Origin of the sequence: Aminobacter sp. NyZ550 (assembly GCF_025628925.2) — a bacterium.
GTDB classification, from domain to species: Bacteria; Pseudomonadota; Alphaproteobacteria; order Rhizobiales; family Rhizobiaceae; genus Aminobacter; species Aminobacter ciceronei.
Genome location: NZ_CP114190.1, coordinates 2,077,346 through 2,098,466, shown reverse-complemented (window position 1 = coordinate 2,098,466; position 21,121 = coordinate 2,077,346). Strand labels below are relative to the sequence as shown.

General features: G+C 63.4%; 25 protein-coding genes. 19 read left to right on the top strand and 6 right to left on the bottom strand.

What is annotated here, in order from left to right; all coding sequences use genetic code 11:
- The first annotated feature begins 135 nt into the window (after positions 1 to 135).
- Both N7E70_RS10385 and N7E70_RS10380 read left to right on the top strand, forming a co-directional pair.
- On the top strand, positions 136 to 837 hold the full coding sequence (locus N7E70_RS10385) for a helix-turn-helix transcriptional regulator (RefSeq protein ID WP_263006275.1): 702 nt from the start codon (positions 136 to 138) through the stop codon (positions 835 to 837).
- Positions 834 to 1,589, top strand: coding sequence for a helix-turn-helix transcriptional regulator (locus tag N7E70_RS10380; RefSeq protein WP_067958621.1), 756 nt, complete (start codon positions 834 to 836; stop codon positions 1,587 to 1,589). The genes N7E70_RS10385 and N7E70_RS10380 overlap by 4 nt, the downstream gene beginning before the upstream one ends.
- Before the next feature lie 127 nt (positions 1,590 to 1,716).
- Here the strand turns inward: N7E70_RS10380 and N7E70_RS10375 are convergent, their stop codons facing one another.
- The 6 genes from N7E70_RS10375 to motA are packed head-to-tail and all read right to left on the bottom strand — an operon-like array spanning position 1,717 to position 6,618.
- Positions 1,717 to 2,154, bottom strand: a complete 438-nt coding sequence (locus N7E70_RS10375) for a hypothetical protein (protein ID WP_067958619.1) — start codon at positions 2,152 to 2,154, stop codon at positions 1,717 to 1,719.
- A complete protein-coding gene (gene flhB / locus N7E70_RS10370) occupies positions 2,151 to 3,227 on the bottom strand; it encodes a flagellar biosynthesis protein FlhB (protein WP_263006274.1) in 1,077 nt (358 codons plus the stop codon). The genes N7E70_RS10375 and flhB overlap by 4 nt, the downstream gene beginning before the upstream one ends.
- Positions 3,228 to 3,253: 26 nt before the next feature.
- On the bottom strand, positions 3,254 to 4,267 hold the full coding sequence (locus N7E70_RS10365) for a flagellar motor switch protein FliG (RefSeq protein WP_067958615.1): 1,014 nt from the start codon (positions 4,265 to 4,267) through the stop codon (positions 3,254 to 3,256).
- Positions 4,268 to 4,316: 49 nt separating this feature from the next.
- Positions 4,317 to 4,721 (bottom strand): flagellar motor switch protein FliN, encoded by a 405-nt coding sequence (gene fliN, locus N7E70_RS10360; RefSeq protein WP_067958613.1) that lies wholly within the window; start codon positions 4,719 to 4,721, stop codon positions 4,317 to 4,319.
- Between the two features lie 52 nt (positions 4,722 to 4,773).
- Positions 4,774 to 5,706, bottom strand: a complete 933-nt coding sequence (locus tag N7E70_RS10355; protein WP_263006273.1) for a FliM/FliN family flagellar motor switch protein — start codon at positions 5,704 to 5,706, stop codon at positions 4,774 to 4,776.
- 36 nt (positions 5,707 to 5,742) lie between these two features.
- A complete protein-coding gene (gene motA, locus N7E70_RS10350; protein WP_067958601.1) occupies positions 5,743 to 6,618 on the bottom strand; it encodes a flagellar motor stator protein MotA in 876 nt (291 codons plus the stop codon).
- Between the two features lie 154 nt (positions 6,619 to 6,772).
- Here motA and N7E70_RS10345 point away from each other — a divergent pair, with 154 nt between their 5' ends.
- The 17 genes from N7E70_RS10345 (at position 6,773) to N7E70_RS10265 (ending at position 20,843) form a co-directional block, all read left to right on the top strand.
- Positions 6,773 to 7,897: a DUF1217 domain-containing protein gene (locus tag N7E70_RS10345; RefSeq protein WP_067958597.1), complete on the top strand. Its 1,125-nt coding sequence runs from the start codon at positions 6,773 to 6,775 to the stop codon at positions 7,895 to 7,897.
- A 7-nt stretch (positions 7,898 to 7,904) separates the two neighbouring features.
- On the top strand, positions 7,905 to 8,627 hold the full coding sequence (gene flgF / locus N7E70_RS10340; RefSeq protein WP_263006272.1) for a flagellar basal-body rod protein FlgF: 723 nt from the start codon (positions 7,905 to 7,907) through the stop codon (positions 8,625 to 8,627).
- Positions 8,628 to 10,028, top strand: a complete 1,401-nt coding sequence (fliI, locus tag N7E70_RS10335; RefSeq protein WP_067958590.1) for a flagellar protein export ATPase FliI — start codon at positions 8,628 to 8,630, stop codon at positions 10,026 to 10,028. It begins immediately after the preceding gene.
- Complete coding sequence (locus N7E70_RS10330; protein WP_263006271.1) at positions 10,012 to 10,641, top strand: hypothetical protein; 630 nt, start codon at positions 10,012 to 10,014, stop codon at positions 10,639 to 10,641. Before fliI ends, N7E70_RS10330 begins: the two co-directional genes overlap by 17 nt.
- 70 nt (positions 10,642 to 10,711) lie before the next feature.
- Complete coding sequence (gene flgB, locus N7E70_RS10325; RefSeq protein WP_067958577.1) at positions 10,712 to 11,092, top strand: flagellar basal body rod protein FlgB; 381 nt, start codon at positions 10,712 to 10,714, stop codon at positions 11,090 to 11,092.
- 5 nt (positions 11,093 to 11,097) lie between these two features.
- Positions 11,098 to 11,514, top strand: coding sequence for a flagellar basal body rod protein FlgC (gene flgC, locus N7E70_RS10320; protein WP_067958576.1), 417 nt, complete (start codon positions 11,098 to 11,100; stop codon positions 11,512 to 11,514).
- Entirely contained in the window at positions 11,514 to 11,828 is a 315-nt protein-coding gene (locus tag N7E70_RS10315) for a flagellar hook-basal body complex protein FliE (protein WP_067958573.1), read from the top strand. Before flgC ends, N7E70_RS10315 begins: the two co-directional genes overlap by 1 nt.
- Positions 11,829 to 11,839: 11 nt before the next feature.
- On the top strand, positions 11,840 to 12,628 hold the full coding sequence (gene flgG, locus N7E70_RS10310; RefSeq protein WP_067958571.1) for a flagellar basal-body rod protein FlgG: 789 nt from the start codon (positions 11,840 to 11,842) through the stop codon (positions 12,626 to 12,628).
- 5 nt (positions 12,629 to 12,633) lie between these two features.
- Positions 12,634 to 13,107, top strand: coding sequence for a flagellar basal body P-ring formation chaperone FlgA (gene flgA / locus N7E70_RS10305; protein WP_067966205.1), 474 nt, complete (start codon positions 12,634 to 12,636; stop codon positions 13,105 to 13,107).
- On the top strand, positions 13,104 to 14,381 hold the full coding sequence (locus N7E70_RS10300) for a flagellar basal body P-ring protein FlgI (RefSeq protein ID WP_067958568.1): 1,278 nt from the start codon (positions 13,104 to 13,106) through the stop codon (positions 14,379 to 14,381). The genes flgA and N7E70_RS10300 overlap by 4 nt, the downstream gene beginning before the upstream one ends.
- A 9-nt stretch (positions 14,382 to 14,390) precedes the next feature.
- Positions 14,391 to 14,975 carry a MotE family protein gene (locus N7E70_RS10295; RefSeq protein WP_263006344.1) on the top strand — a complete coding sequence of 195 codons (585 nt, stop codon included), beginning with the start codon at positions 14,391 to 14,393 and terminating at the stop codon, positions 14,973 to 14,975.
- Entirely contained in the window at positions 14,972 to 15,676 is a 705-nt protein-coding gene (flgH, locus tag N7E70_RS10290) for a flagellar basal body L-ring protein FlgH (RefSeq protein WP_263006270.1), read from the top strand. Before N7E70_RS10295 ends, flgH begins: the two co-directional genes overlap by 4 nt.
- A gap of 9 nt (positions 15,677 to 15,685) precedes the next feature.
- The gene (locus N7E70_RS10285) at positions 15,686 to 16,195 is read left to right on the top strand and encodes a flagellar basal body-associated FliL family protein (RefSeq protein ID WP_263006269.1); all 510 of its coding nucleotides are present in this window, start codon (positions 15,686 to 15,688) and stop codon (positions 16,193 to 16,195) included.
- Positions 16,192 to 16,923, top strand: a complete 732-nt coding sequence (fliP, locus tag N7E70_RS10280; RefSeq protein WP_067958555.1) for a flagellar type III secretion system pore protein FliP — start codon at positions 16,192 to 16,194, stop codon at positions 16,921 to 16,923. Before N7E70_RS10285 ends, fliP begins: the two co-directional genes overlap by 4 nt.
- 293 nt (positions 16,924 to 17,216) lie before the next feature.
- Positions 17,217 to 18,209: a flagellin N-terminal helical domain-containing protein gene (locus tag N7E70_RS10275; RefSeq protein ID WP_067958545.1), complete on the top strand. Its 993-nt coding sequence runs from the start codon at positions 17,217 to 17,219 to the stop codon at positions 18,207 to 18,209.
- Between the two features lie 258 nt (positions 18,210 to 18,467).
- The gene (locus N7E70_RS10270) at positions 18,468 to 19,565 is read left to right on the top strand and encodes a flagellin N-terminal helical domain-containing protein (RefSeq protein ID WP_263006268.1); all 1,098 of its coding nucleotides are present in this window, start codon (positions 18,468 to 18,470) and stop codon (positions 19,563 to 19,565) included.
- A gap of 294 nt (positions 19,566 to 19,859) precedes the next feature.
- Positions 19,860 to 20,843 (top strand): flagellin N-terminal helical domain-containing protein, encoded by a 984-nt coding sequence (locus N7E70_RS10265; RefSeq protein ID WP_263006267.1) that lies wholly within the window; start codon positions 19,860 to 19,862, stop codon positions 20,841 to 20,843.
- Positions 20,844 to 21,121 lie beyond the last annotated feature (278 nt).

The window sequence follows — 21,121 nt, the reverse complement described above, 5'->3', positions numbered from 1 at the left end:
GACCCGCACGGATTCGGCCGATGGATGCATAAGGCGTCCGCGTCGCGTTTCTAGCGTCATAGTCACGAGTATTTCGACCGGTTCGGGCGCCGCCCAGACCAGGTACCCTTATGGATTCCGGCAGAAGTTTCCGAAATGACCGCCCTCGCCGCTCGCAACGAACAGACCACCGTCGCAGCAAGGCTCGCATCCAGAAGCGATCTCACCGCTTTTTTCATGAACCTGACCGACGAGATCGGTGCAGACGGCTACATGCTGGTCGCCATCGCCCAGGATCAGGAGCGCGACAATCTCCAGATCATCGCCTCGAACTGGATCTACGACGCCATCCAGCTCGCCGGCCATGCACTGATCGCCGGTCTGGCTCAGGGCCCGTTCGCCAGTGCGCCGGGCGCACGCCCGCAGAGCGTGCTGGCCTCCCAGGCGCCCGCCATTCTCGGCGGCGAGGAAGCCCGCCTGCTCGACGTGCTCGGCCATGCCGAAATCTTCGCACTTCGCCTGCATGTCGGCCGCCAACGCCTGTTCGTATTGTTCTCGGCTGCCGAGACCGGTCGCATCGATCCGAACGTCATGCCGCGCACCCAGCTCGAATGTTGCTATGCCCTGTCGCAGGCGCCCAGCGTGCTGGCCGCAGCGACAATGCAGGACCCCTTGTCGGACCGCGAGCGGGAGTGCCTGTTCTGGGTCTCCGAGGGCAAGACCACCGACGAGGTGGCGCTGATCCTCGGCGTGTCGTCCAACACCGTCAACAGCTACATCACCCACGCGATCCAGAAACTGTCGGCCTCCAATCGCGCCATGGCGATTGCGACCGCAATCAGGAGCGGCATCATTTGAGCTACGCCCAGGCAAAGCAGCTGAGCCGCGCACGCGATTATGAACAGGATGTTCCGTCCGCCCCTCACCCGATCGGCCTGCAAGCCGTAACGCTCGCGGACGCCGCCAAGCGCTGCCGCTGGATCTCGGTCGATCTCGGCGCGCGCGATTTCGCGCTGTGCCTGGCAGGTCCACCCGCAGAAAGCGGCCGGCTGACGGCATGCTTTGATTCCGATTATCCCGGTTCCATGTCGGCTGCCCGCCTGCTCGGCGGCGGTATCGGCGAACACCTGATGCGCCATGCGCGCCAGTCGACCGCGCCATGCTGGTGGACGGATGACGCTGATGCCCCTGAGGTCTTTTCAGCACTCACCTGGACCAGCCGCATCGAACCACTCGCCCAGAGTGGCCGCGGCATCGCATTTCCTGTTTACACCGATCGCGGCCAGGTCGGCCTCTTCATCTTCGGCGGCCCGGAGCTTTCGCCCAACCCGCAGACGCTGCACGACCTGCACGGCCGCTGCTTTGCGCTGTTCGATGCGGTGTCGCGCATCATCTCGCCCCAGTCACGCGACCTGCCGTCGATGTCGCGCCGCGAGATCGAGTGCCTGAAGCTGACCTCTCGCGGCTACACCAGCGAAGAGATCGCCAAGCTGCTCAAGCTTTCGGTGCACACCGCCAACCAGTATCTCACCCAGACGACGCAGAAGCTCAACGCCGTCAACCGCATGCATGCGGTCGCCAAGGCGCTGCGGCTGGGCCTGATCGACTAGCGCTGGTCGGGGTTTCGGGTCAGGCCGAGCCAAAAAAGGCCGGTACCGAGAACCGGAGCGTACATTCAACCTACGTGAGCACCGGAAGCGCAGGGAGCAGGCATTTGCAGGCCGGCATCACTCGAATCTAGGCCGCTTCGGCCTGCGGAGTCCGCCTGATCATCGCATGCTGGATGGCGGCGGCGAGATATTCCGTGTTCTTTTCCGGCTCCGGATCCGGTTTCTCAAACGACACATAGTGGACTTCCACTGACGCGTTGGTCGCCGTCATCGACAGCTGGAAATAGACCACCGCCCCTTCCGGCCTGAGCTCGAGGTCAAGAACGATGCGCGGGCTACCCGTCCAGCTGACATGCGCCTCACCGCCCAGTCCGAGGCGCAGCGCGCCCGGCATGAAATAGAGCTCCGCCGCAGAGTCGACCAGGTCGGCCACGTTGGCAAAATGCTCGAGCCTGATGAAGGCGATGTAATCGGCAAGGTCGACGAGGCGCAATTCGCGCACCACCGGCTGGATCGCCGTTGCAACAAGTACTTCACGGGTCGAAGCGTACTGCTGATTTTTCATGACGGATTGCGCTGAGCCTTGTTTCCGTAAACGATCCGCACCAGTTCGGCGACGGCCTGGTAGAACTGCGATGGAATGACACTATCCACTGAAACTTGCTTGTACATGGAGCGGGCGAGCGCCACGTCTTCGAACACTGGAATGCCGTTCTGTTCGGCTATTTCGCGGATCTTCAAAGCGACTAGGTCCTGCCCTTTGGCGAGCACGACAGGTGCTGCATCCTCGTTGCGGACGTAGCGCAACGCGATGGCGAAGTGGGTCGGATTGGCGATCACCAGCGTCGCCTTGGGCACCGCGGTCATCATGCGCTGGCGAGCGCGGTCGCGGGCGATCGAGCGCAGCCGGGCCTTGACGATCGGATCGCCTTCCGACTGCTTCATCTCGTCCTTGACCTCCTGCTTGGTCATGCGCTGTTCCTGGAACCAGTGGAAGCGCGACCAGACGATGTCGGCGACGCCGATCACCCCCATGACGAAGACGATCGCCACCAGGATGTCGACGGTGATGCCGCGGATGACGTCGCCAAAGGCCACCGGATTGGTGATCATACCGGCCAGCAGCCGGCGATGATCGTCCGACAGCACGAAGTAAAGCACGATCATCACGAAGCCGAGCTTGCCCAGCGACTTCAGGAATTCGACAAGGCCCTGAGCGCCGAACATGCGCTTCCAGCCCTTGGTCAGGGAAATGCGTTCGGCTTGCGGGCGGATGCGCTCGCCGACGAACTGAGGCACGTTCTGGATCAGCGACGCACCGACGCCCGCCACGATCAGCATCACGAACAGGCTGGCGACCGCGCGTGCGATCTCGACCGCCACCGCCTGGTAGAGTTCGATGACGTCGCGCTCGGTGCCGAGCGGCCAGGCCTCGGGCTTTTCGAGGAAATTGGACAGGAAGACGCCGAGTTCGGCGACCGACGAGCTGGCAAAGAACACGGCATAGACCATGATCGCCAGGAACGAGGTGAAGATCGCGACTTCCTTGGAGACGGGCAACTTGCCCTTCTCCATCGTGTCGCGGATTTTCTTCTCTGTCGGCTCTTCTGTTTTGGAGTCTTTGTCCTCGTCCGACATTGCTCAGCAGACCGCGTCGGATAAGGTCAGGCGGCGTCTTGCGCGGATGGCAATTCGAGGAGGCCCTCGTTTGACATGCGCAAGGCGGTGGAAGCGATGGTCTTGCGGGCACGCAGGATGTCGGCCGGTTGAATGCCTTCCGATCCCTGGCTCAGTTCGGACTCGATCATGCGGCGCGAGCGCGCGCTGATCGACGACAGCACGGCCTCGGCGAGCGGCAGCGGCGTTCCACGCAGGGCCATGGTGATGAGTTCCGTAGAGAGTCCATCGAACAGAGCCACGCGCGCCTTCTGCGACATCGACGTGATGTCCTCGAAGGAGAACAGGCGGGCGCGGATGGCATCGAGATCGGCCATGCCGACTTCCCGCAGGTCGCTCATCACCTCTTCGAGCTGCGACTTGTCCAGTTCGTTGAGGACGCTGGCGACGCGCGTCTGTCCGACCGATGTATCCTTCTGGGCGCTTTCGGTCAGCACGTGGTTGCGCAGCTGCTGCTCGACCAGCTTGGTCGCAGCCTCGGGCACGTTGGCCAATTCCATCATGCGCTTGATGATCTCGCTGCGCACCGGCTTTTCCATCGACAACACCACGCGTGCCGCATAGGTCGGCGCTAGGTTGGACAGGATCATCGCCGCGGTCTGCGGATGCTCATTGGCAAGGAAAGTGCCGATCTGCGTTGCTTCGAGCCTTTCGACCTGCGGCCACACCGGCGGCAGGTTATCCTTGATCATCAAGGGTTCGCCATTGCCCATCAGGGCGTTCATTTCTTCCGGCGACAGCGACTCGTTGAGGATGGTGTCCATCTTGTCGGCGGAATCGAGCAGGCCGGCACCTTCGGTGAACTCGGCCTCGAACTCGGCGACGATCCGTTCGAGATCGGCCTGGGGAATCGTACGCAGCAGCCGCGCGCCTTCGATGAGCGCCTTGAGCTCCTCCTGCTTGAAGAACTTCAGCAGACGGCTGGCCGATGGCTTGCCCATGGCCACCAAAATAGCCGCAGCCTTCTGTGGCCGCGTCAGCGACGCCAGCGACGTGGTCATGCGGAGGTCTCTCTGGAAGCAGGGGTAAGCACAGTCAAAAGTCCAGTCCTCAGGCGCTCTTCGTCGCCGCTACGATTTCGGTCAGGCGGATGCCGAAACGCGACGGATCGCTCTCAAGTACCGTGATTTCGCCACGCGCGATACGCCTTCCGTTGACCACGACGTCGACAGGTTCGCCGATGCGGCGGTCGAGCGCAACCGTCGAGCCCTTCTGCAGCGCCATCAGCTCCGACACCGGCATTTCGGTGCTGCCGAGCACGATCTGCACTTCGACCGGAATGCCGAAGATCACGCTGCTGTTGCCGGCTGCCGCCGCTGCACCGCCGGCGCTTGGCCGCTTTTCCTCTTCGCTCAGCACGCCGCGCAATTCTTCGATGGCACGATTGAGCTGATCGTCCTCGACTTCTTCGATTTCGGGCTTTTCGACCTCGGGCTTGGACTGTGCCTTGCTCATCGGTGTTCTCCTGTTCTGTCGTTCGCGGCGGCTGGTGCTGCTGGGCAGCAGCTCAACCCGCGACGATCCCTTCAATTGTATCTTCTGTAGAGTCGAACGGACGCCGGATGCGTACTGTGTAATTCTGGCCGAGCTTGCCGAACTCGCAGGCAAACAGTGTCTTGCCGCGAGCGGCGATGACAGCGTTGGACTGGGTGTTCTCGGCGAGCTCGATGACCTGCCCGACCTGGAGACCAGTCAGTTCGCCAAGCGTCATGCGCCCGATCGGCATCGAGGCTTCCAGCCTCACGGTCGAGCGCATCAGCTCGTCGGAGAAGCGCGAGCGCCATTCGGTGGTCGGAGCAGCACTCGTCTCGACCTCTGCCGGGCGGCGATCCGAAACCAGCACGCGCTGCGGCAGCGTCAGCGTCAGCGTACCGCGCGAAGCCATCGTCGACACGGTCAGCACGATGCGCGCCGACGGCCCGTCGCGAAACACATGCTTCTTCATCATCGCGCCGGTGATCGCTTCGGGCGCCGGCAGCTTGACGCCAAGGCCACCGTCCGGCCCCTGCGCGTTCATCGCGCGCGCCACATCCTGGATCAGCAGCGAGACAACGCCAAGCTCGATCGACGACAGATCGCGGTCGATCGGGGCAATGTCGCGGCCGGCATCACCGCCGAACATCAGGTTGACCAGGATGGCGATCGCCTGCGGATCGAACGTCATCACCAGGCCATCGGGCGAAAGCTTGGTCGGGGCGACGGTCATCGCCTGGTTGCTCTTGCCTGCCTTGGCATCCGTCATGCGGCCAAGCTTGATCTCGCCAACCTCGACGAAGACAGACGTTGGCAGTGCGTGGTTGATGGCCTCGGCAATAGCGGTTGCCGCGCGTTCGGCAAGGCGGCGCGCAGCGGCAAGCACTTTCTCCGGCTCGCCGGTATCGCCCAGCAGGCGCTCGATGACGACATCCCGCGGTTCCGCCGGGCTTGCGGTGGTATTCATGACTTGCGATGCCCTTTGTCAGCGTCCCGCATTGGCTCAGGCGGCCTTCTTCTCGACGATCGCCGTGTTCAGCGTGCTCTGCTCCACCGAATCGATCGATGGACGATCATAAGACGAGATCGTCTTGCGGCCGAACTCGATTGCAACCTGCGGCAGCGAGCCGTTCATGTAGGCAAGCAGCGTCTGCTTCACGACGATGTAGAGGCGGTTCTTCTTCTCGCGCACCGTCTTGATCTTGGTGGCGATCGGCGCGACCACGGCATAGGACAGGAAGATGCCGAGGAAGGTGCCGACCAGTGCCGCACCGATCAGGCCGCCGAGGATTTCGGGAGACTGGTCGAGCGCGCCCATCGCCTTGACCACGCCAAGCACCGCAGCAACGATGCCCAGCGCCGGCAGGCCGTCACCAACGGCGATCAGCGCGTGATAGGACTTGAGCTTGTCGGCGCGGATGGTCTGGATTTCCTCGTCCATCAGCGCCTCGATCTCGTGCGAACGGGCATTGCCGATGATGATGATGCGGCAATAGTCGCAGATGAAATGCGTCAGGTCGTAGTTCTTGAGCACCAGCGGATAGGCCTGGAAGATCGGCGAGTCGTCGGGGTTGTCGATATGCGCCTCGACCTCGGACCGGGTCTTGGTGCGCAACTCGCGCATCAGCGAATGCAGCACGCCCAGCGTCTCGAGATAGTCCTGCTCTTTCGGCACTGCCTGCTTGAGCGCTTCGACGATCGCCTTGCCGGTATCCTTGACGGTGGCCATCGGGTTGGCAACCAGGAACGTACCGAGGGCCGCACCGCCAATGATGACGAGTTCCCAAGGCTGCATCAGGACGTCCAGGTGTCCACCCATCGCCATGAAGCCGCCGAGCACACAGCCCAGCGTCACGACGAGTCCGATCAGAATGCCCACAGCAGGTCCTTCCGCACATTCAAAGCAACATACAGGCACAGATAGCGGCCGTGCCTTGTGTGAGGCTTGAAGGATCATCGCCAAGCCATTCAGCCTCGCGCAAGCAATGGGGCGTAGCCTTCCCCGTCTATGCTGCGGCGGAAGGGCTGTTGTCGTGCTCAATACCTATACAAGCTACCACCTGATCGCGCGGGATCTCGGCAAGGCCTTGGATCGCGTGGAGAACCAGCCCACTGTCGAGCGCGACACCGAGTACTATCTCAAGAACATCACCAAGGTGAAAAGCATCGACGAGTTCGTCAAGAACGACCGTCTGTTCAAATACGCCATGAAGGCGCACGGCCTGCAGGACATGGCCTACGCCAAGGCCTTCATGGTCAAGGCCCTGAAGGAAGGCGTGGCCAAAGAAGACAGCTTCGCCAACAAGCTGACCGACAAGCGCTACGCCGAATTCGTCAAGAGCTTCAACTTTGCCGAGCTCGGTGACAAGGCCACCGTCTACACCAAGGCGCAGCAGGGCGCGGTCGACAAATACCTGATCCGGGTCAAGCTCGATGGTGTCGACCCCAACTCCGAAGCGGTCAAGAAGGAGGTCAAGTATTACCTCGACAACATCGTCAAGGTGACATCGGCCAAGGACCTTATGTCCGACACCAGGCTCTACACCTTCGCCATGAAATCCTTCGGCATCGAAGGGTCGATCCCCAACAAGGAGATGATGGAAAAGGTACTGGCCGGCGGCGTTCGGGACCCGAAGAGCTACGCCAACCAGATGACGGACAAGCGCTACGCCGCGTTTGCCAGCACCTATAACTTCGAAGCACTCGGCAAGGATGCGACGACCTACAATGCCGCGCAGCGTCCGGCGGTCGACAAGTATGTCCGCCAGACCCTGGAAGAGGACGCCGGCAAGGACAATGAGGGCGTGCGCCTCGCGCTCTATTTCGAGCGCAAGGCCCCCTCGATCACCAGCTTCTACGAAGTGCTCGCCGACCCAGCGCTGGCCAAGGTCGTACGCACCGCGCTCGGCCTGCCTGAATCATTCGCCTCGGCCAACATCGACCGTCAGGTCAAGCTGTTCGAGGACAAGCTGAAGATCGAGACCTTTGCCAATCCCAAGAAGCTCGGCGAATTCCTCAAGCGCTTCACCAGCCTCTGGGAAATCAACAATCCGTCCTCCCCGGTGCAGGCCTCCGTCGGCACCCTGTTCGGCTCATCGTCGCCGGCCTACGGCGTTTCGACTGACGTGCTGTTTGCCATGCAGAAACTGAGGTTCTGAGAACATCATGCAGAACGGTCTTTACGTCGCCCTTTCCGCCCAGGTGGCTCTGGAAAAGCGTCTCAACACCATTGCCGACAACGTCGCCAACGCCTCGACTGTCGGCTTCCGCGCCACCGGTGTGAAGTTCGAGGACGTCGTTTCCGGCCTCGGCCCGAAATCCGTCTCCTTCACCTCGCCGGGTGATACCTACCTGTCGACCCAGCATGGCGCGATGCGTGAAACCGGCAACCCGTTCGACTTCGCCATTCGCGGCGACGCATGGTTCGGCATCGAAACGCCTGCTGGCGTCGTGATGACGCGCGACGGCCGCTTCTCGATGACGGCGGAAGGCCAGCTCGTCACCGTCGAGGGCCATCCGGTGCTCGACGCCGGCGGCGCGCCGACGCAGCTTGACCCACGTGCCGGACCGCCCACCGCGGGTTCCGACGGCTCGCTGCGCCAGGACGGACGCCTCGTCGGCGCCATCGGCCTCTACGAGTTCAACCCCGGTACCAATTTCGTCCGTTACGGCAACTCCGGCGTCATTCCGCCGACGGCGCCCGAGCCGGTCGTCGACCGCATGGACGCCGGCATCGTCCAGGGCTTCGTCGAGGAGTCCAACGTCAATCCGATCAAGGAGATGAGCAAGCTCATCATGGTTCAGCGCGCCTTCGAGAACACCGCCGCTCTGATGCGTCAAACCGAAGCGTCGTTCTCCGACGCTATCAAGACGCTCGGCTCGAAGTAAGTGAGCAACGCGCTGGCCAACATCCGCGACGAGCCCCAGGCGGTCCACGACAACCGGCTCGAAGCGCTCGAGCGGATCCAGCACCGCTTCGCCGACGACCGCCTGCTGGTCAGACGCGGCGGGCAAGTGACCGAGATCGCATCTACCCACTACAAGGTCGGCGGCCTGTCGCTCAGCGCGCGCCTCGGCGACATCGTCGAACACCGTGGCCATGGCCGCAACCGGCGCGGCGAGATCGTGCAGATCGGCCGCGACGAGGTGCTGGTGGCGCCTTATGAAAGCAGCGGCGAGGTCGGCGTCGGCGATGCCGTCTTCACGCGTGGGCCGATCGCCATCACGCCGCATCCGAGCTGGCGCGGCCGTGCCATCGACGCGCTCGGCCGCCCCATAGACGGCGGCGCACCGTTGGTCCGCAGTGCCAGGAACGATGCCACCGAAGCGATCCCGCCCGCGGCGCTCGCCCGCCAACGCGTCGAAACAGGCTTCCTGACCGGCGTCCGCGTCATCGACATCTTCACCCCGCTGTGTTTCGGCCAGCGCATGGGCATCTTCGCCGGCTCCGGCGTCGGCAAGTCGACGCTGCTTGCCATGCTCGCCGGTGCGGATGCCTTCGACACCGTCGTCGTCGCCCTGATTGGCGAACGCGGCCGCGAGGTGCGCGAATTCCTCGAAGACACCATCGGCGTCGCTGCCATGGCCAAGACGGTCGCGGTCGTCGCCACCTCGGACGAGAGCGCGATGATGCGCCGCCGCGCGCCCGACACCGCGATGCGTGTCGCCGAGCATTTCCGCGACAAGGGCCACCGCGTCCTGCTGGTGCTCGATTCCATCACCCGTTTTGCCCATGCCCTGCGCGAGGTCGCCATCGGCGCCGGCGAGCCGCCGGTGGCGCGCGGCTATCCCGCCTCCGTCTTCACCGAACTGCCCAAGCTGCTCGAACGCGCCGGCCCCGGCATGGAGGGCACGGGATCGATCACCGCCATCATCTCCGTGCTTGTCGACGGCGACGACCACAACGATCCCGTCGCCGATTCCGTGCGCGGCATTCTCGATGGCCACGTGGTGCTCGACCGTTCCATCGCCGAGCAAGGTCGCTATCCGCCGGTCAATCCACTGGCTTCGATCTCCCGTCTCGCCTCCAAGGCCTGGACGCCGGAGCAGCGCCAGCTCGTCAGCAAACTCAAGGCACTGATCTCGCGCTTCGAGGACACGCGCGACATCCGTCTGCTCGGCGCCTACCAGCCGGGCGCCGATCCCGACCTCGACCTCGCCGTGAAGCAGGTGCCGGTAATCTACGAAGCGCTCGGCCAGTCGCCTGCCGACGGGCCCTCGCTCGATCCGTTCTCCGACCTCGCACGCCATCTGAAATCCAGGGATAGAACACATGTTCAGGCGGAATGACCCGGCAAGCGAATTCCTGGAGATGATCGGCTCCAAGGATGAGCCGCGCACGCTGATGCAGCGGCTCGGCCTGAAACGCCGGCCGCTGACCATCACGCCGAAGCACGAGAAAAAGCGTGATCACCGCAGCGATTTCATCATCGCCGCCCTCGGAATCGCACTCGGGCTCACCTGCGCGCTGTTTCCCTGGTACATCTTCTTCAATCAGGACAAGTTCGGCATCCGGGCGATGAAATTCTCCGGCGGCGGTCAGAACGACCAGGCGGTCCCGCTTGTCCTGGGCGAGCAGGTCGAACGTGTCGGCGCGCCGATGACGGCCGAAGACATTCCGCCGATGAAGCTCGACCTGTTTGCCACCGGCTCGCTGCGCCCCAACAAGGATGAAGCTGGTCTTGCCGGCATAGCCGAACAGCCCTTTCCCGGACCGAAGATCGAATTCAAGCTCGTGCACATCGCCAATGGCCGCGCCATGGTCGAGGACGACGCCGGTGTCTGGGTGGTGCAACGCGGCTCCGTGCTGCCCGATTCGAGCCGCGTTGCATCGATCGAACAGCGCGACGGCAAATGGGTGCTCGTCACCTCGCGCGAAGAGGTCTTCCAGGTCGCGCAGTAGCGGCCGGGCCCCGCGCAAGGCCCGCGCAAGACTGAGGCCATAGTGTTTGGAAATCTGCTCGGAGATTTCCATGGACCCCGTCAACCTGTTCGATCTGGCTGCCCAGCAGGCTCGCTGGCTCTCAGTGCGCCAGAACGCCATCGCCGGTAACGTCGCCAACGCCAACACGCCCGGCTATCGGACCAACGACATCGAGCCCTTCGAGAAAGTGCTCGACCGTTCGCGCGTCGCCATGGCGTCGACCCAGACGGGCCACCTCACCGGCGGCGCCACCGAAGCCGGTTACGCCATCAGGCCGGAGGATCCCAAGCACGCCGTTCTGCCTTCGGACAATACGGTTGCCGTCGAGGAAGAGCTCATGAAAGCCGGCGAAGTCCGCCGCTCGTTCGAACTCAACACGGCCATCGTCAAGGCCTTCCACCGCATGATCATGCTGAGCACGAAGGCCTGACCGGGATGGATCCGCTCGTCGCCGCCCTCAAGGTCGCCGGTTCCGGTCTCGGAGCCCAGTCGGAACGCTTGCGCATCGTTTCGGAAAATCTCGCCAATGCCCAGTCGACCGGCAACACGCCGGGCGCCGATCCCTATCGTCGCAAGACCGTCAGCTTCGCCGCCGAACTCGACCGCGCCACCGGAGCCTCGACCGTCGAGATCGCCTCGATCGGCCACGACCAGACGGCTTTTCCGCTGGAGTTCCAGCCCGGCAACGAGGCCGCCGACGCCGCCGGTTTCGTCAAGATGCCCAACGTCAACGTCATCATCGAAATGGCCGACATGACCGAGGCCAACCGCTCCTATGAAGCCAACCTGCAGGTCGTCAAGCAGGCGCGCGAACTCATTTCCATGACGATTGATCTTATGAGGAACCAGTAATGATCGGCTCCATCAGCCCAGTCGGCACCCAGCTACTGTCCAAGCCGACCAGCGTTGTGCCCGAGGCCGGCGCGGCTGCGGCAGGCGGCGGTGTCGCCTCGTCCTTCGCCGCCGCCCTCGCCGACGCAGCGACCGAAGCGCACAACACCTTGCGCCAGGCCGAGCAGCTGTCGCTCTCCGGCCTTCAGGGCAAGGCCGACACGCGTGAGGTTGTCGATGCCGTGATGAGCGCCGAGCAGGCCCTGCAGGCCGCCGTCGCCATCCGCGACAAGATCGTCACGGCCTATCTCGAAGTCAGCCGCATGGGCATCTGAGGAACAACCCGATGAAAGCGCTTGCAATTGCCGCCACGGGCATGAATGCCCAACAGACAAATCTCGAGGTGATCGCGAACAACATCGCGAACATCAACACGACCGGCTACAAGCGCGCCCGCGCCGAGTTCTCCGACCTGCTCTACCAGGTCGACCGCACCCAGGGCGTGCCCAACCGGGCCAATTCGGCGATCGTGCCGGAAGGCGTCTCGATCGGCCTCGGCGTCAAGACATCTGCGGTGCGCAACGTCCACATCCAGGGCGTGCCGACCAACACCGGCAACGAGTACGATCTCGCGCTGACCGGCAAGGGCTGGTTCCAGATCGAAGGCGCCGACGGTCAGACGCTCTACACCCGCGCCGGCTCCTTCAACAAGAACGCCACCGGCCAGCTCGTCACCGTCGACGGCTTCAACGTCATCCCAGCGATCAACGTGCCGCAGGACGCCGTCGAGGTCATCGTCAACAATTCCGGCCAGGTCTTCGCCCGGCTCGACAACCAGACGGCGCTCCAGCCGCTCGGGCAGCTGACGCTTGCCAACTTCGCCAACGAGGCCGGCCTCGCGCCGCTCGGCGACAATCTCTTCGCCGAAACCGAAGCGTCGGGCGCGGCCAATGTCGGCATTCCCGGCGACCCCGGCTACGCCACCATCCGCCAGGGCTACCTCGAAAGCTCCAACGTCGATCCGGTCAAGGAAATCACCGAGCTGATTTCGGCACAGCGCGCCTACGAGATGAACTCCAAGGTCATCCAGGCGGCCGACGAAATGGCCGCCGTCGTCTCCAAGAACATCCGGTGAAGATTATGCGGCGACGGCACGCCCTCCTCTACATCCGCTCGGCAGTCCTTGCTTTCGCCATGCTTGGCGGCGCAGCGCAGGCTGCCGACCAGGAGGTCGTGCTCGTTCCCAACCGCGTCATCTATCCCGGCGAGACGATCGCCTTGTCCTCGCTCAAGGAAGTCACCCTCAAGCCGGGCAAGGTGCGCCCCGACGCAGTCGCCACCATGGCCGACGAGCTCGACGGCCGCATCGCCAAGCGTACGCTTTTGCCCGGCCGCTATGTTCCGATCACCGCGCTGCGCGAGGCCTGGCTGGTCGACCGCGGCGCTTCCGTTCAGGTCGTCTTCGCCTCCGGCCCGCTGATGATCTCGGCCGCGGCCGTGACGCTCGAGCCAGGTGCAGCCGGCGACGTCGTCAAGGTCCGCAACCTCGACAGCGGCAAGGTCTTCACGGGCACGGTCATGGCCGACGGCTCGATCCGCGTGGGTGCCATATGATCCGTAGACTGTTGCTCGCCGCAATCGCCGTATTCGGCCTGCAAACCGCTTATGCCGACGGCCCCGATGGCGTTCCGGCCGGCCAGCTGAAGGCCGGCGGCAAGGCGGCTGCCGGCGGTTACGCCACAACCGAATTCGGCGGCGGCAATGGCGGCGACGGCGACTTCATCGCCACCTCGGGCGATGGCGGCCGTCAGACCACGCTCAATTCGGGCACCGCCGCCAATCTCGTCAATGTCCGCATCAAGGACGTCGCCTCGCTCCAGGAAGCCCGCGACAACCAGGTTGTCGGTTACGGTCTCGTCATCGGCCTGAACGGCTCGGGCGACAGCCTGCGCAATTCGCCCTTCACCGAGCAGTCGATCCGCGCCATGCTCGAAAATCTCGGCATCGCCTCCGAGGATGGCCGGGCGCGCGTTCGCAACGTTGCTGCCGTCATCGTCACCGCCAACCTGCCGGCCTTCGTCCAGGCCGGCGCACGCATCGACATCAACGTTTCCTCGCTCGGCGACGCCTCATCGCTTGCCGGCGGCACACTTGTGATGACCCCGCTCAAGGCGCCCGATGGCGAGATCTACGCCGTCGCGCAAGGGTCGGTGCTGGTCTCCGGCTTCAACGCGCAGGGCAAGGCCGAGCAGGTCACGCAAGGCGTTCCGACCTCCGGCCGCGTTCCCAACGGTGCCATCGTCGAACGCGAGGTCAAGGCCCGCTTCGCCGACGAGAACGTGCTCACGCTGCAGCTGTTCAATCCTGACTTCTCGACCTCGGTGCGCATTGCCGACGCCATCAACGACTATGCCCGCCACCGCTTCGGCAAGCGTGTCGCTGGCGAGCAGGATTCGCGTGTCGTCGTCATCCGCAAGCCCGAAGGCGTTTCGACCGCGCGCTTTTATGCCGAGCTCGAGAACCTGATGATCATGTCGGACGTCCCCGCGCGGGTCGTCGTCGACGAGCGTACCGGCACCATCGTCATCGGCAACGAGGTCAAGATCTCGCGCGTCGCGATCAGCCACGGCACGCTCACGGTTCGCATCACCGAGCAACCGCGCGTCGTCCAGCCCGAGCCGTTCTCGCGCGGCGAAACTGCGGTCGAAGATGCTACAGTCATCGAGACAGAGCGTGCCGATTCCAAGCTCGCCTTGCTCGACGGCCCGGATCTGCAGACGCTGGTCGCCGGCCTCAATCGCCTCGGCGTCAAGCCGGATGGCATCATCGCAATCCTCCAGGGCATCAAGTCGGCAGGCGCGCTGCAGGCCGACCTGGTGGTCCAGTAAGCCATGGCCATGACCAACGCCCTCTCCCACATCCGTCGCCACGCACTTGCCGCGGCAGCACTCGGCGTCGTCTTTGCCGGTGCCGCATCCGCCGAACAGGCCGCGCCGAAGGCGCCCGTGGTCCAGGGCACGCCGACGCGGGTCATCGAGCGCGAGGCCCCGAAGGAAGCCATCGAGGCTGCCGTGCCGCCGGTCGAACAGAGCGAGGTCGAGCGCTTCTGTTCCAACATTGCCGACGCTGCCCGCGACCGCCGTTACCAGTTGCAGGCCGAGGAGCTGAAGAAGCTGCAGGCCGAGGTCGACAAGCGCATCGCCCTGCTCGAGGAGCGCAAGACCGAATACGAAACTTGGCTGAAGCGCCGCGAGGTCTTCCTCGCCCGCGCCGAGGAAGGTGTCGTCCAGATCTATTCACGCATGAAGCCCGATGCCGCCGCCGAGCGCCTGGCGGTGATGAACACCGACCTCGCCGCCGCCATCATGATGAAGCTCGACGCGCGCAAGGCGAGCGTCATCCTGAATGAAATGGAAAGCAAGGTCGCGGCGGAACTGACCCGCATCATCGCGAGCGCCGCACGCCGGGAAGACCCCACATGATCAAAAAAGCCCTCCTCGCTGCAGCCATGGCCAGCCTTGCCGGCTGTGGCTCCAACCTCAAGGAAATCGGCAAGGAGCCGACGATGTCGGCCGTCGGCTCCGGCATCGAGGATGGCAGCTCGTCGATGTACCGCTATCCTGAATCGCCTGCCGCACCGCCGAAGCGCTTTTCGCTGTGGCAGGACAAGCAGAGCCGCATGTTCACCGACCCGCGCGCGCTGCAGCCGGGCGACATCCTCACCGTCAAGATCGAGATCGACGACAGGGCCCGTTTCCAGAACGAGTCCGAGCGCAACCGCGTCACCAACCGGACCATTGCCGCTGGCCTCAATGTCGAATGGGACGGCGCCAAGACCGGTGGCAAGGGCGATGGCAGCGCCGGCTCCAAGTCGATTTATTCCGGCGACGGCGCCACCACGCGGTCCGAGAAGCTCAACCTGCTCCTTGCCGCCGTCGTCACCGACGTGCTGCCCAACGGCAATATGATGATCCGGGGCTCGCAGGAGGTGCGCGTCAACGCCGAGCTGCGCGTCTTGACCATCGCCGGCATCGTGCGTCCGTCCGACATCGGTCCGGAAAACACTATTCCCTACGAGCGTATCGCCGAAGCCCGCATCTCTTATGGTGGCCGCGGCCGCATCACCGAGGTCCAGCAGCCGCCATACGGCCAGCAGTTCCTCGACCAGGTCCTCCCCTTCTAGGTCCGGGACATGTCAGACATAGATCAGTTCCTCCCCCAGAAGCCCGGCCCCTCGCTGGTCGTCCAGCTCGGCATCCTGGCGGTGCTGACCGTCGGAGCCATCGGCATGGGCTGGCTGTCGGGTGGCTACCTCAAGGGCGAGAGCACACCTGTCGAGCAAGCTGTTCCCGAAGCGCCCAAGGCCCACGCCGCCAAGGAAGAGGCGCCAGCCGAGCATGGTCCGGCCAGCGAAGCTGCAGGCACTCTGGTGCAATTGCCGGCCATCACCGCCAATCTCGCGGCACCCGACACGATGTGGATTCGCCTCGAGGTCTCGCTGGTGCTCGACGCGCCGCAATCCGCAGACCTCGCCGAGCGCGTCCACCAGGACCTGCTCGCCTACGTGCGCACGCTCCGGATCCACCAGGTCCAGGGCGCCAGCGCTTTCCGCCACCTCAAGACCGACCTCGACGAACGCGCCGCGATCCGCAGCGATGGCCACGTCAAGGAAGTGCTGATCAGAACGTTGCTCTTCGAATGAAAAAGTTCCTGGCCACCGCAGCCATCCTCGCTGGCGCAATTGCGCCGGCGAGCGCGCAGCAGCTCGACCTGAGTCAGCTCGGCAACACCGATGGCGCCACCATCGGTTACATCATCCAGATGTTCGGCCTGCTCACCGTGCTTTCGGTGGCACCGGGCCTGCTGATCATGGTGACCAGCTTCACCCGCTTCGTCATCGCCTTCTCGATCCTGCGCACCGGCATCGGCTTGCAGTCGACGCCGGCCAACCTGATCCTGATCTCGCTGTCTTTGTTCATGACCTTCTACGTCATGGCGCCGACCTTCGATCAGGCCTGGCAGAACGGCGTCAAGCCGCTGATGGACAACCAGATCACCCAGGTTGAAGCTGTCGATCGCATTTCCGACCCGTTCCGCACCTTCATGATGCGCAATGTCCGCGACAAGGACTTCAGCCTGTTCGCCGACCTCGCCCGCGAACGCGGCCAGACGGTGTCGGAAGACAAGGTCGACCTGCGCATCCTGGTCCCGGCCTTCATGATCTCCGAAATCCGCCGCGGCTTCGAGATCGGCTTCCTGATCGTGCTGCCCTTCCTCGTCATCGACCTGATCGTCGCCACCATCACCATGGCGATGGGCATGATGATGCTGCCGCCGACAGTGGTGTCGTTGCCATTCAAGATATTGTTCTTCGTGCTCATCGACGGCTGGAACCTGCTCGTCGGCAGCCTTGTTCGATCTTTCACCTAGATCACCGCGCGTCCGCTTGCGGGCGCGCCATCACCGAAATCCGGGATGACGGCCGCAGTTCGCTTCGCGCGAACTGCGGCCAACGTGTTTTTGGGGCGCGCACAAATCCCGGGAAAATCAGCAAGTTAATGCGCGTTAACCATACCGCTTAGACCTTTGGTAGCTTCTATCGTGGAGATTGCCGGGCATGGCGGGTGATCCTCACGGAGAGATCATGGGCATGATGCCGCTCCGCCATACCGGTCGGTCCGGTATGTCCCTGTACTTCAGCATATCCTAGGGGCGTAATTCCCATGTCCAGCATCAATACCAACGCGTCAGCAATGACCGCGCTGCAGACCCTCGCAGCCACCAACAAGTCGCTCAACGTCACCCAGGGCCGCATCGCCACGGGTCTCCGCGTCGCAGAAGCTTCCGACAACGCCGCCTACTGGTCGATCGCCACCACGATGCGTTCGGACAACAAGGCCCTCTCGACGGTCCAGGATTCGCTCGGCCTTGGCGCTTCGAAGGTAGATACCGCCTACACCGGCATGAACAAGGCCATCGACACGCTCAACGACATCAAGGTCAAGCTGGTCGCCGCCAACGGCGCTTCGGCTGCCGACAAGGAAAAGATCGACACCGAAATCAAGGCGCTGCAGAGCCAGCTGAAGGCCTATGCCGACGGCGCCACCTTCTCGGGCTCGAACATGCTTTCGGTCGACACGACGACCGGCCATGCCGTCGCCGGCACCGCCGACGACGTCAAGATCGTTTCGGCCTTCAACCGCGATGCATCGGGCACGGCCTCGATCTCGACCATCGACGTCAAGGTTCAGGACATCAAGCTCTATGACGCCTCGGCTGCCTCCACCGGCCTGACCGATGGTATCCTCGATGCACACCGCCTCGGCACCGGCGCGCGCGTCGCTGCCGCCTCGAACCCGACGGCCGGCGCTGCCGCTGTCGGCACCGACACTTACACCGTGGCGACGCTTTCGGTTAAGGGCTTCAGCGATACCCAGATCGGCGCCATGCTCGGCGTTGTCGAAGGCGCGCTGAAGGAAATGACGACTGCCGCCACCAACCTCGGCGCCGCCAAGAGCCGCATCGAGCTGCAGAAGGCCTTTACTTCCAGCCTGATGGACTCGATCGACCGCGGCGTCGGCCAGCTCGTCGATGCCGACATGAACAAGGAATCGACCCGCCTGCAGGCCCTCCAGGTCCAGCAGCAGCTCGGCATCCAGGCGCTGTCGATTGCGAATGGCAACTCGCAGTCGATCATGTCGCTGTTCCGCGGCTGACCGAACCGTCTCAGGCATTCCGTATCAGGACGGGCCGCACCTCAGGTGCGGCCCGTTTTGCGTCTGCCCGGAGCATTCAAAATAAATCCCAAGATTATCCGCAATGTTTCTAACGCTTAGCGATTTGGTAGGGAGTATCGGAGAGATTACCCGGCATGGCGGGTGATCCCTCGGGGATCATGGGCATGATGCCGCTCCGCCATACCGGTCGATCCGGTATGTCCCTGTACCTTTGCATTTCCTAGGGGCGTAATTCCCATGTCCAGCATCAATACCAACGCGTCAGCAATGACGGCGCTGCAGACGCTTGCAGCCACCAACAAGTCGCTCAACGTCACCCAGGGCCGTATCGCCACGGGTCTCCGCGTTGCAGAAGCCTCCGACAACGCCGCCTACTGGTCGATCGCCACCACCATGCGTTCCGACAACAAGGCGCTTTCCACCGTTCAGGATTCGCTCGGCCTCGGCGCTTCGAAGGTCGACACCGCCTACACCGGCATGAACAAGGCCATCGACACGCTCAATGACATCAAGGTCAAGCTGGTCGCCGCCAACGGCGCGTCTGCCGCCGACAAGGCCAAGATCCAGACCGAAATCAAGGCGCTGCAGGGCCAGCTGAAGGCCTATGCCGACGGCGCGACCTTCTCGGGTGCCAACTACCTCTCGGTTGCCTCCGACAAGAACGCCGCGGGCGCCGCAGCAGCCGCCGACACCGGTGTCCAGCAGGATGCCAAGATCGTTTCGGCCTTCAACCGCGACGCGTCGGGCACCGCCTCGATCTCGACCATCGACGTCAACGTCGAAGGCATCAAGCTCTATGATTCGGGCGCCGGCACCCCGGCCAACGTCAAGAACGCCGGTATCCTCGACCGCCAGACCGCAATCTGGAGCTCAAAGGCTGCCCAGACTGCCTACGACAGCGCCTATGCTGCCTCGGTGGCAGGTGGCGGCACCGACACCGCATCGGCGACGGCTGCCGCAACCGCGGCCGCAGCAGCTGACGGCACGGCTACGTCCATCACCGGCGTCTCCGTCGCCAACCTCGACATCACCGCTGCCGGCGTCACCGACGCCTTCATCGGCTCGATGCTGAGCAAGGTCGAAGGCGCGCTCAAGTCGATGACGACCGCTGCAACCAACCTCGGCGCTGCCAAGAGCCGCATCGAGCTGCAGAAGGCCTTCACCTCGAGCCTGATGGACTCCATCGATCGCGGCGTCGGCCAGCTCGTCGATGCCGACATGAACAAGGAATCGACCCGTCTGCAGGCCCTCCAGGTCCAGCAGCAGCTCGGTATCCAGGCGCTGTCGATTGCCAATGGCAACTCGCAGTCGATCATGTCGCTGTTCCGCGGCTGATCGAACCGTCTCAGGCACATCTTGGGAAAATGGGCTGCACTTCGGTGCGGCCCATTTTTATTTCGGATCTTCTTCCGCTCGACACGCCACCGGGCAGCCCGGTCAGCCAATATTCTACAAATCGGCGTTGGTTAATCGGCCATTTTCTCGAAAGTTAGAGTTTTAGAAATGTCTATACGACATTGATGCTTCATGGCGGGTGATCGACAACGATCATGGGCATGATGCCGCTCCGCCATACCGGTCGGTCCGGTATGTCCCTGTTTTTGTTGTTTTTTCGGGGCGTATTTTCCCATGTCCAGCATCAATACCAACGCGTCGGCAATGACCGCGCTGCAGACCCTGTCTGCCACCAACAAAGCTCTCAACACCACCCAGGGCCGTATCGCAACGGGTCTCCGCGTCGCGGAAGCTTCCGACAACGCCGCTTACTGGTCGATCGCCACCACCATGCGTTCGGACAACAAGGCCCTGTCGACGGTCCAGGATTCGCTCGGCCTCGGCGCGTCGAAGGTCGACACCGCCTACACCGGCATGAACAAGGCCATCGACACGCTCAACGAGATCAAGGTCAAGCTCGTCGCCGCCAATGGCGCGTCGAACGCCGACAAGGCCAAGATCCAGACCGAAGTGAAGGCCCTGCAGGACCAGCTCAAGTCCTATGCTGACGGCGCGACCTTCTCCGGCACCAACATGCTGTCGGTCAACAGCGGCGCCGCCGCTTCTCCCGACGTCAAGGTCGTTTCGGCCTTCAACCGCGATGCATCGGGCACGGCCTCGATCTCGACCATCGACATCAAGGTCGAGAGCATCAAGCTTTATGAAGCCGGCACTGGCGTCGCCACCACCGGCAAGGGCATTCTCGACTCCGAGCGCACCGCCGCTGGCGTCGAAGGTGCGGCCAATGCCGTCACCCTCGGCACTTACGATGCCGCCGACACCTTCCAGGTCGCCACGATGAAGCTGACGGACGGCACGCTGTTCGCCAACGACCAGCAGCTGACCCAGATGCTCGGCGTTGTCGAAAGCGCGCTCAAGGACATGAACACGGCCGCCACCGACCTCGGCGCCGCCAAGAGCCGCATCGAGCTGCAGAAGTCGTTCACCTCGAGCTTGATGGACTCCATCGATCGCGGCGTCGGCCAGCTCGTCGATGCCGACATGAACAAGGAATCGACCCGCCTGCAGGCCCTCCAGGTCCAGCAGCAGCTCGGCATCCAGGCGCTGTCGATCGCCAACGGCAACTCGCAGTCGATCATGTCGCTGTTCCGCGGCTGATCGAATCGTCTCTGGCATTTTGCATCAGAGCGGGCCGCACCTCAGTGCGGCCCGCTTGCGTTTGGGTCCGCACCCGTGTTGTCGCGCTGAAAGATCGAGGAAACTATAAATATTTCAACGCTCTAACAAACGAACCTCATACGGTTGTTAGCAGTTCGGTAAGGTTAAGATGCGATAGTCCTTGGCATGGCGGGTGACCCCTTCTTGGCGATCATAGGCATGATGCCACGCCGCCATACCGGTCGATCCGGTATGTTCCAGTATTGCTTTTTCCTAGG

Coding starts and splice junctions, on each gene's coding strand:
- N7E70_RS10385 (WP_263006275.1), top strand. CDS start 136: ATGACCGCCCTCGCCGCTCGCAACGAACAGACCACCGTCGCAGCAAGG.
- N7E70_RS10375 (WP_067958619.1), bottom strand. CDS start 2,154: ATGAAAAATCAGCAGTACGCTTCGACCCGTGAAGTACTTGTTGCAACG.
- flhB (WP_263006274.1), bottom strand. CDS start 3,227: ATGTCGGACGAGGACAAAGACTCCAAAACAGAAGAGCCGACAGAGAAG.
- N7E70_RS10365 (WP_067958615.1), bottom strand. CDS start 4,267: ATGACCACGTCGCTGGCGTCGCTGACGCGGCCACAGAAGGCTGCGGCT.
- fliN (WP_067958613.1), bottom strand. CDS start 4,721: ATGAGCAAGGCACAGTCCAAGCCCGAGGTCGAAAAGCCCGAAATCGAA.
- N7E70_RS10355 (WP_263006273.1), bottom strand. CDS start 5,706: ATGAATACCACCGCAAGCCCGGCGGAACCGCGGGATGTCGTCATCGAG.
- flgF (WP_263006272.1), top strand. CDS start 7,905: ATGCAGAACGGTCTTTACGTCGCCCTTTCCGCCCAGGTGGCTCTGGAA.
- N7E70_RS10330 (WP_263006271.1), top strand. CDS start 10,012: ATGTTCAGGCGGAATGACCCGGCAAGCGAATTCCTGGAGATGATCGGC.
- flgB (WP_067958577.1), top strand. CDS start 10,712: ATGGACCCCGTCAACCTGTTCGATCTGGCTGCCCAGCAGGCTCGCTGG.
- flgC (WP_067958576.1), top strand. CDS start 11,098: ATGGATCCGCTCGTCGCCGCCCTCAAGGTCGCCGGTTCCGGTCTCGGA.
- N7E70_RS10315 (WP_067958573.1), top strand. CDS start 11,514: ATGATCGGCTCCATCAGCCCAGTCGGCACCCAGCTACTGTCCAAGCCG.
- flgG (WP_067958571.1), top strand. CDS start 11,840: ATGAAAGCGCTTGCAATTGCCGCCACGGGCATGAATGCCCAACAGACA.
- flgA (WP_067966205.1), top strand. CDS start 12,634: ATGCGGCGACGGCACGCCCTCCTCTACATCCGCTCGGCAGTCCTTGCT.
- N7E70_RS10300 (WP_067958568.1), top strand. CDS start 13,104: ATGATCCGTAGACTGTTGCTCGCCGCAATCGCCGTATTCGGCCTGCAA.
- N7E70_RS10295 (WP_263006344.1), top strand. CDS start 14,391: ATGACCAACGCCCTCTCCCACATCCGTCGCCACGCACTTGCCGCGGCA.
- flgH (WP_263006270.1), top strand. CDS start 14,972: ATGATCAAAAAAGCCCTCCTCGCTGCAGCCATGGCCAGCCTTGCCGGC.
- N7E70_RS10285 (WP_263006269.1), top strand. CDS start 15,686: ATGTCAGACATAGATCAGTTCCTCCCCCAGAAGCCCGGCCCCTCGCTG.
- fliP (WP_067958555.1), top strand. CDS start 16,192: ATGAAAAAGTTCCTGGCCACCGCAGCCATCCTCGCTGGCGCAATTGCG.
- N7E70_RS10275 (WP_067958545.1), top strand. CDS start 17,217: ATGTCCAGCATCAATACCAACGCGTCAGCAATGACCGCGCTGCAGACC.
- N7E70_RS10270 (WP_263006268.1), top strand. CDS start 18,468: ATGTCCAGCATCAATACCAACGCGTCAGCAATGACGGCGCTGCAGACG.
- N7E70_RS10265 (WP_263006267.1), top strand. CDS start 19,860: ATGTCCAGCATCAATACCAACGCGTCGGCAATGACCGCGCTGCAGACC.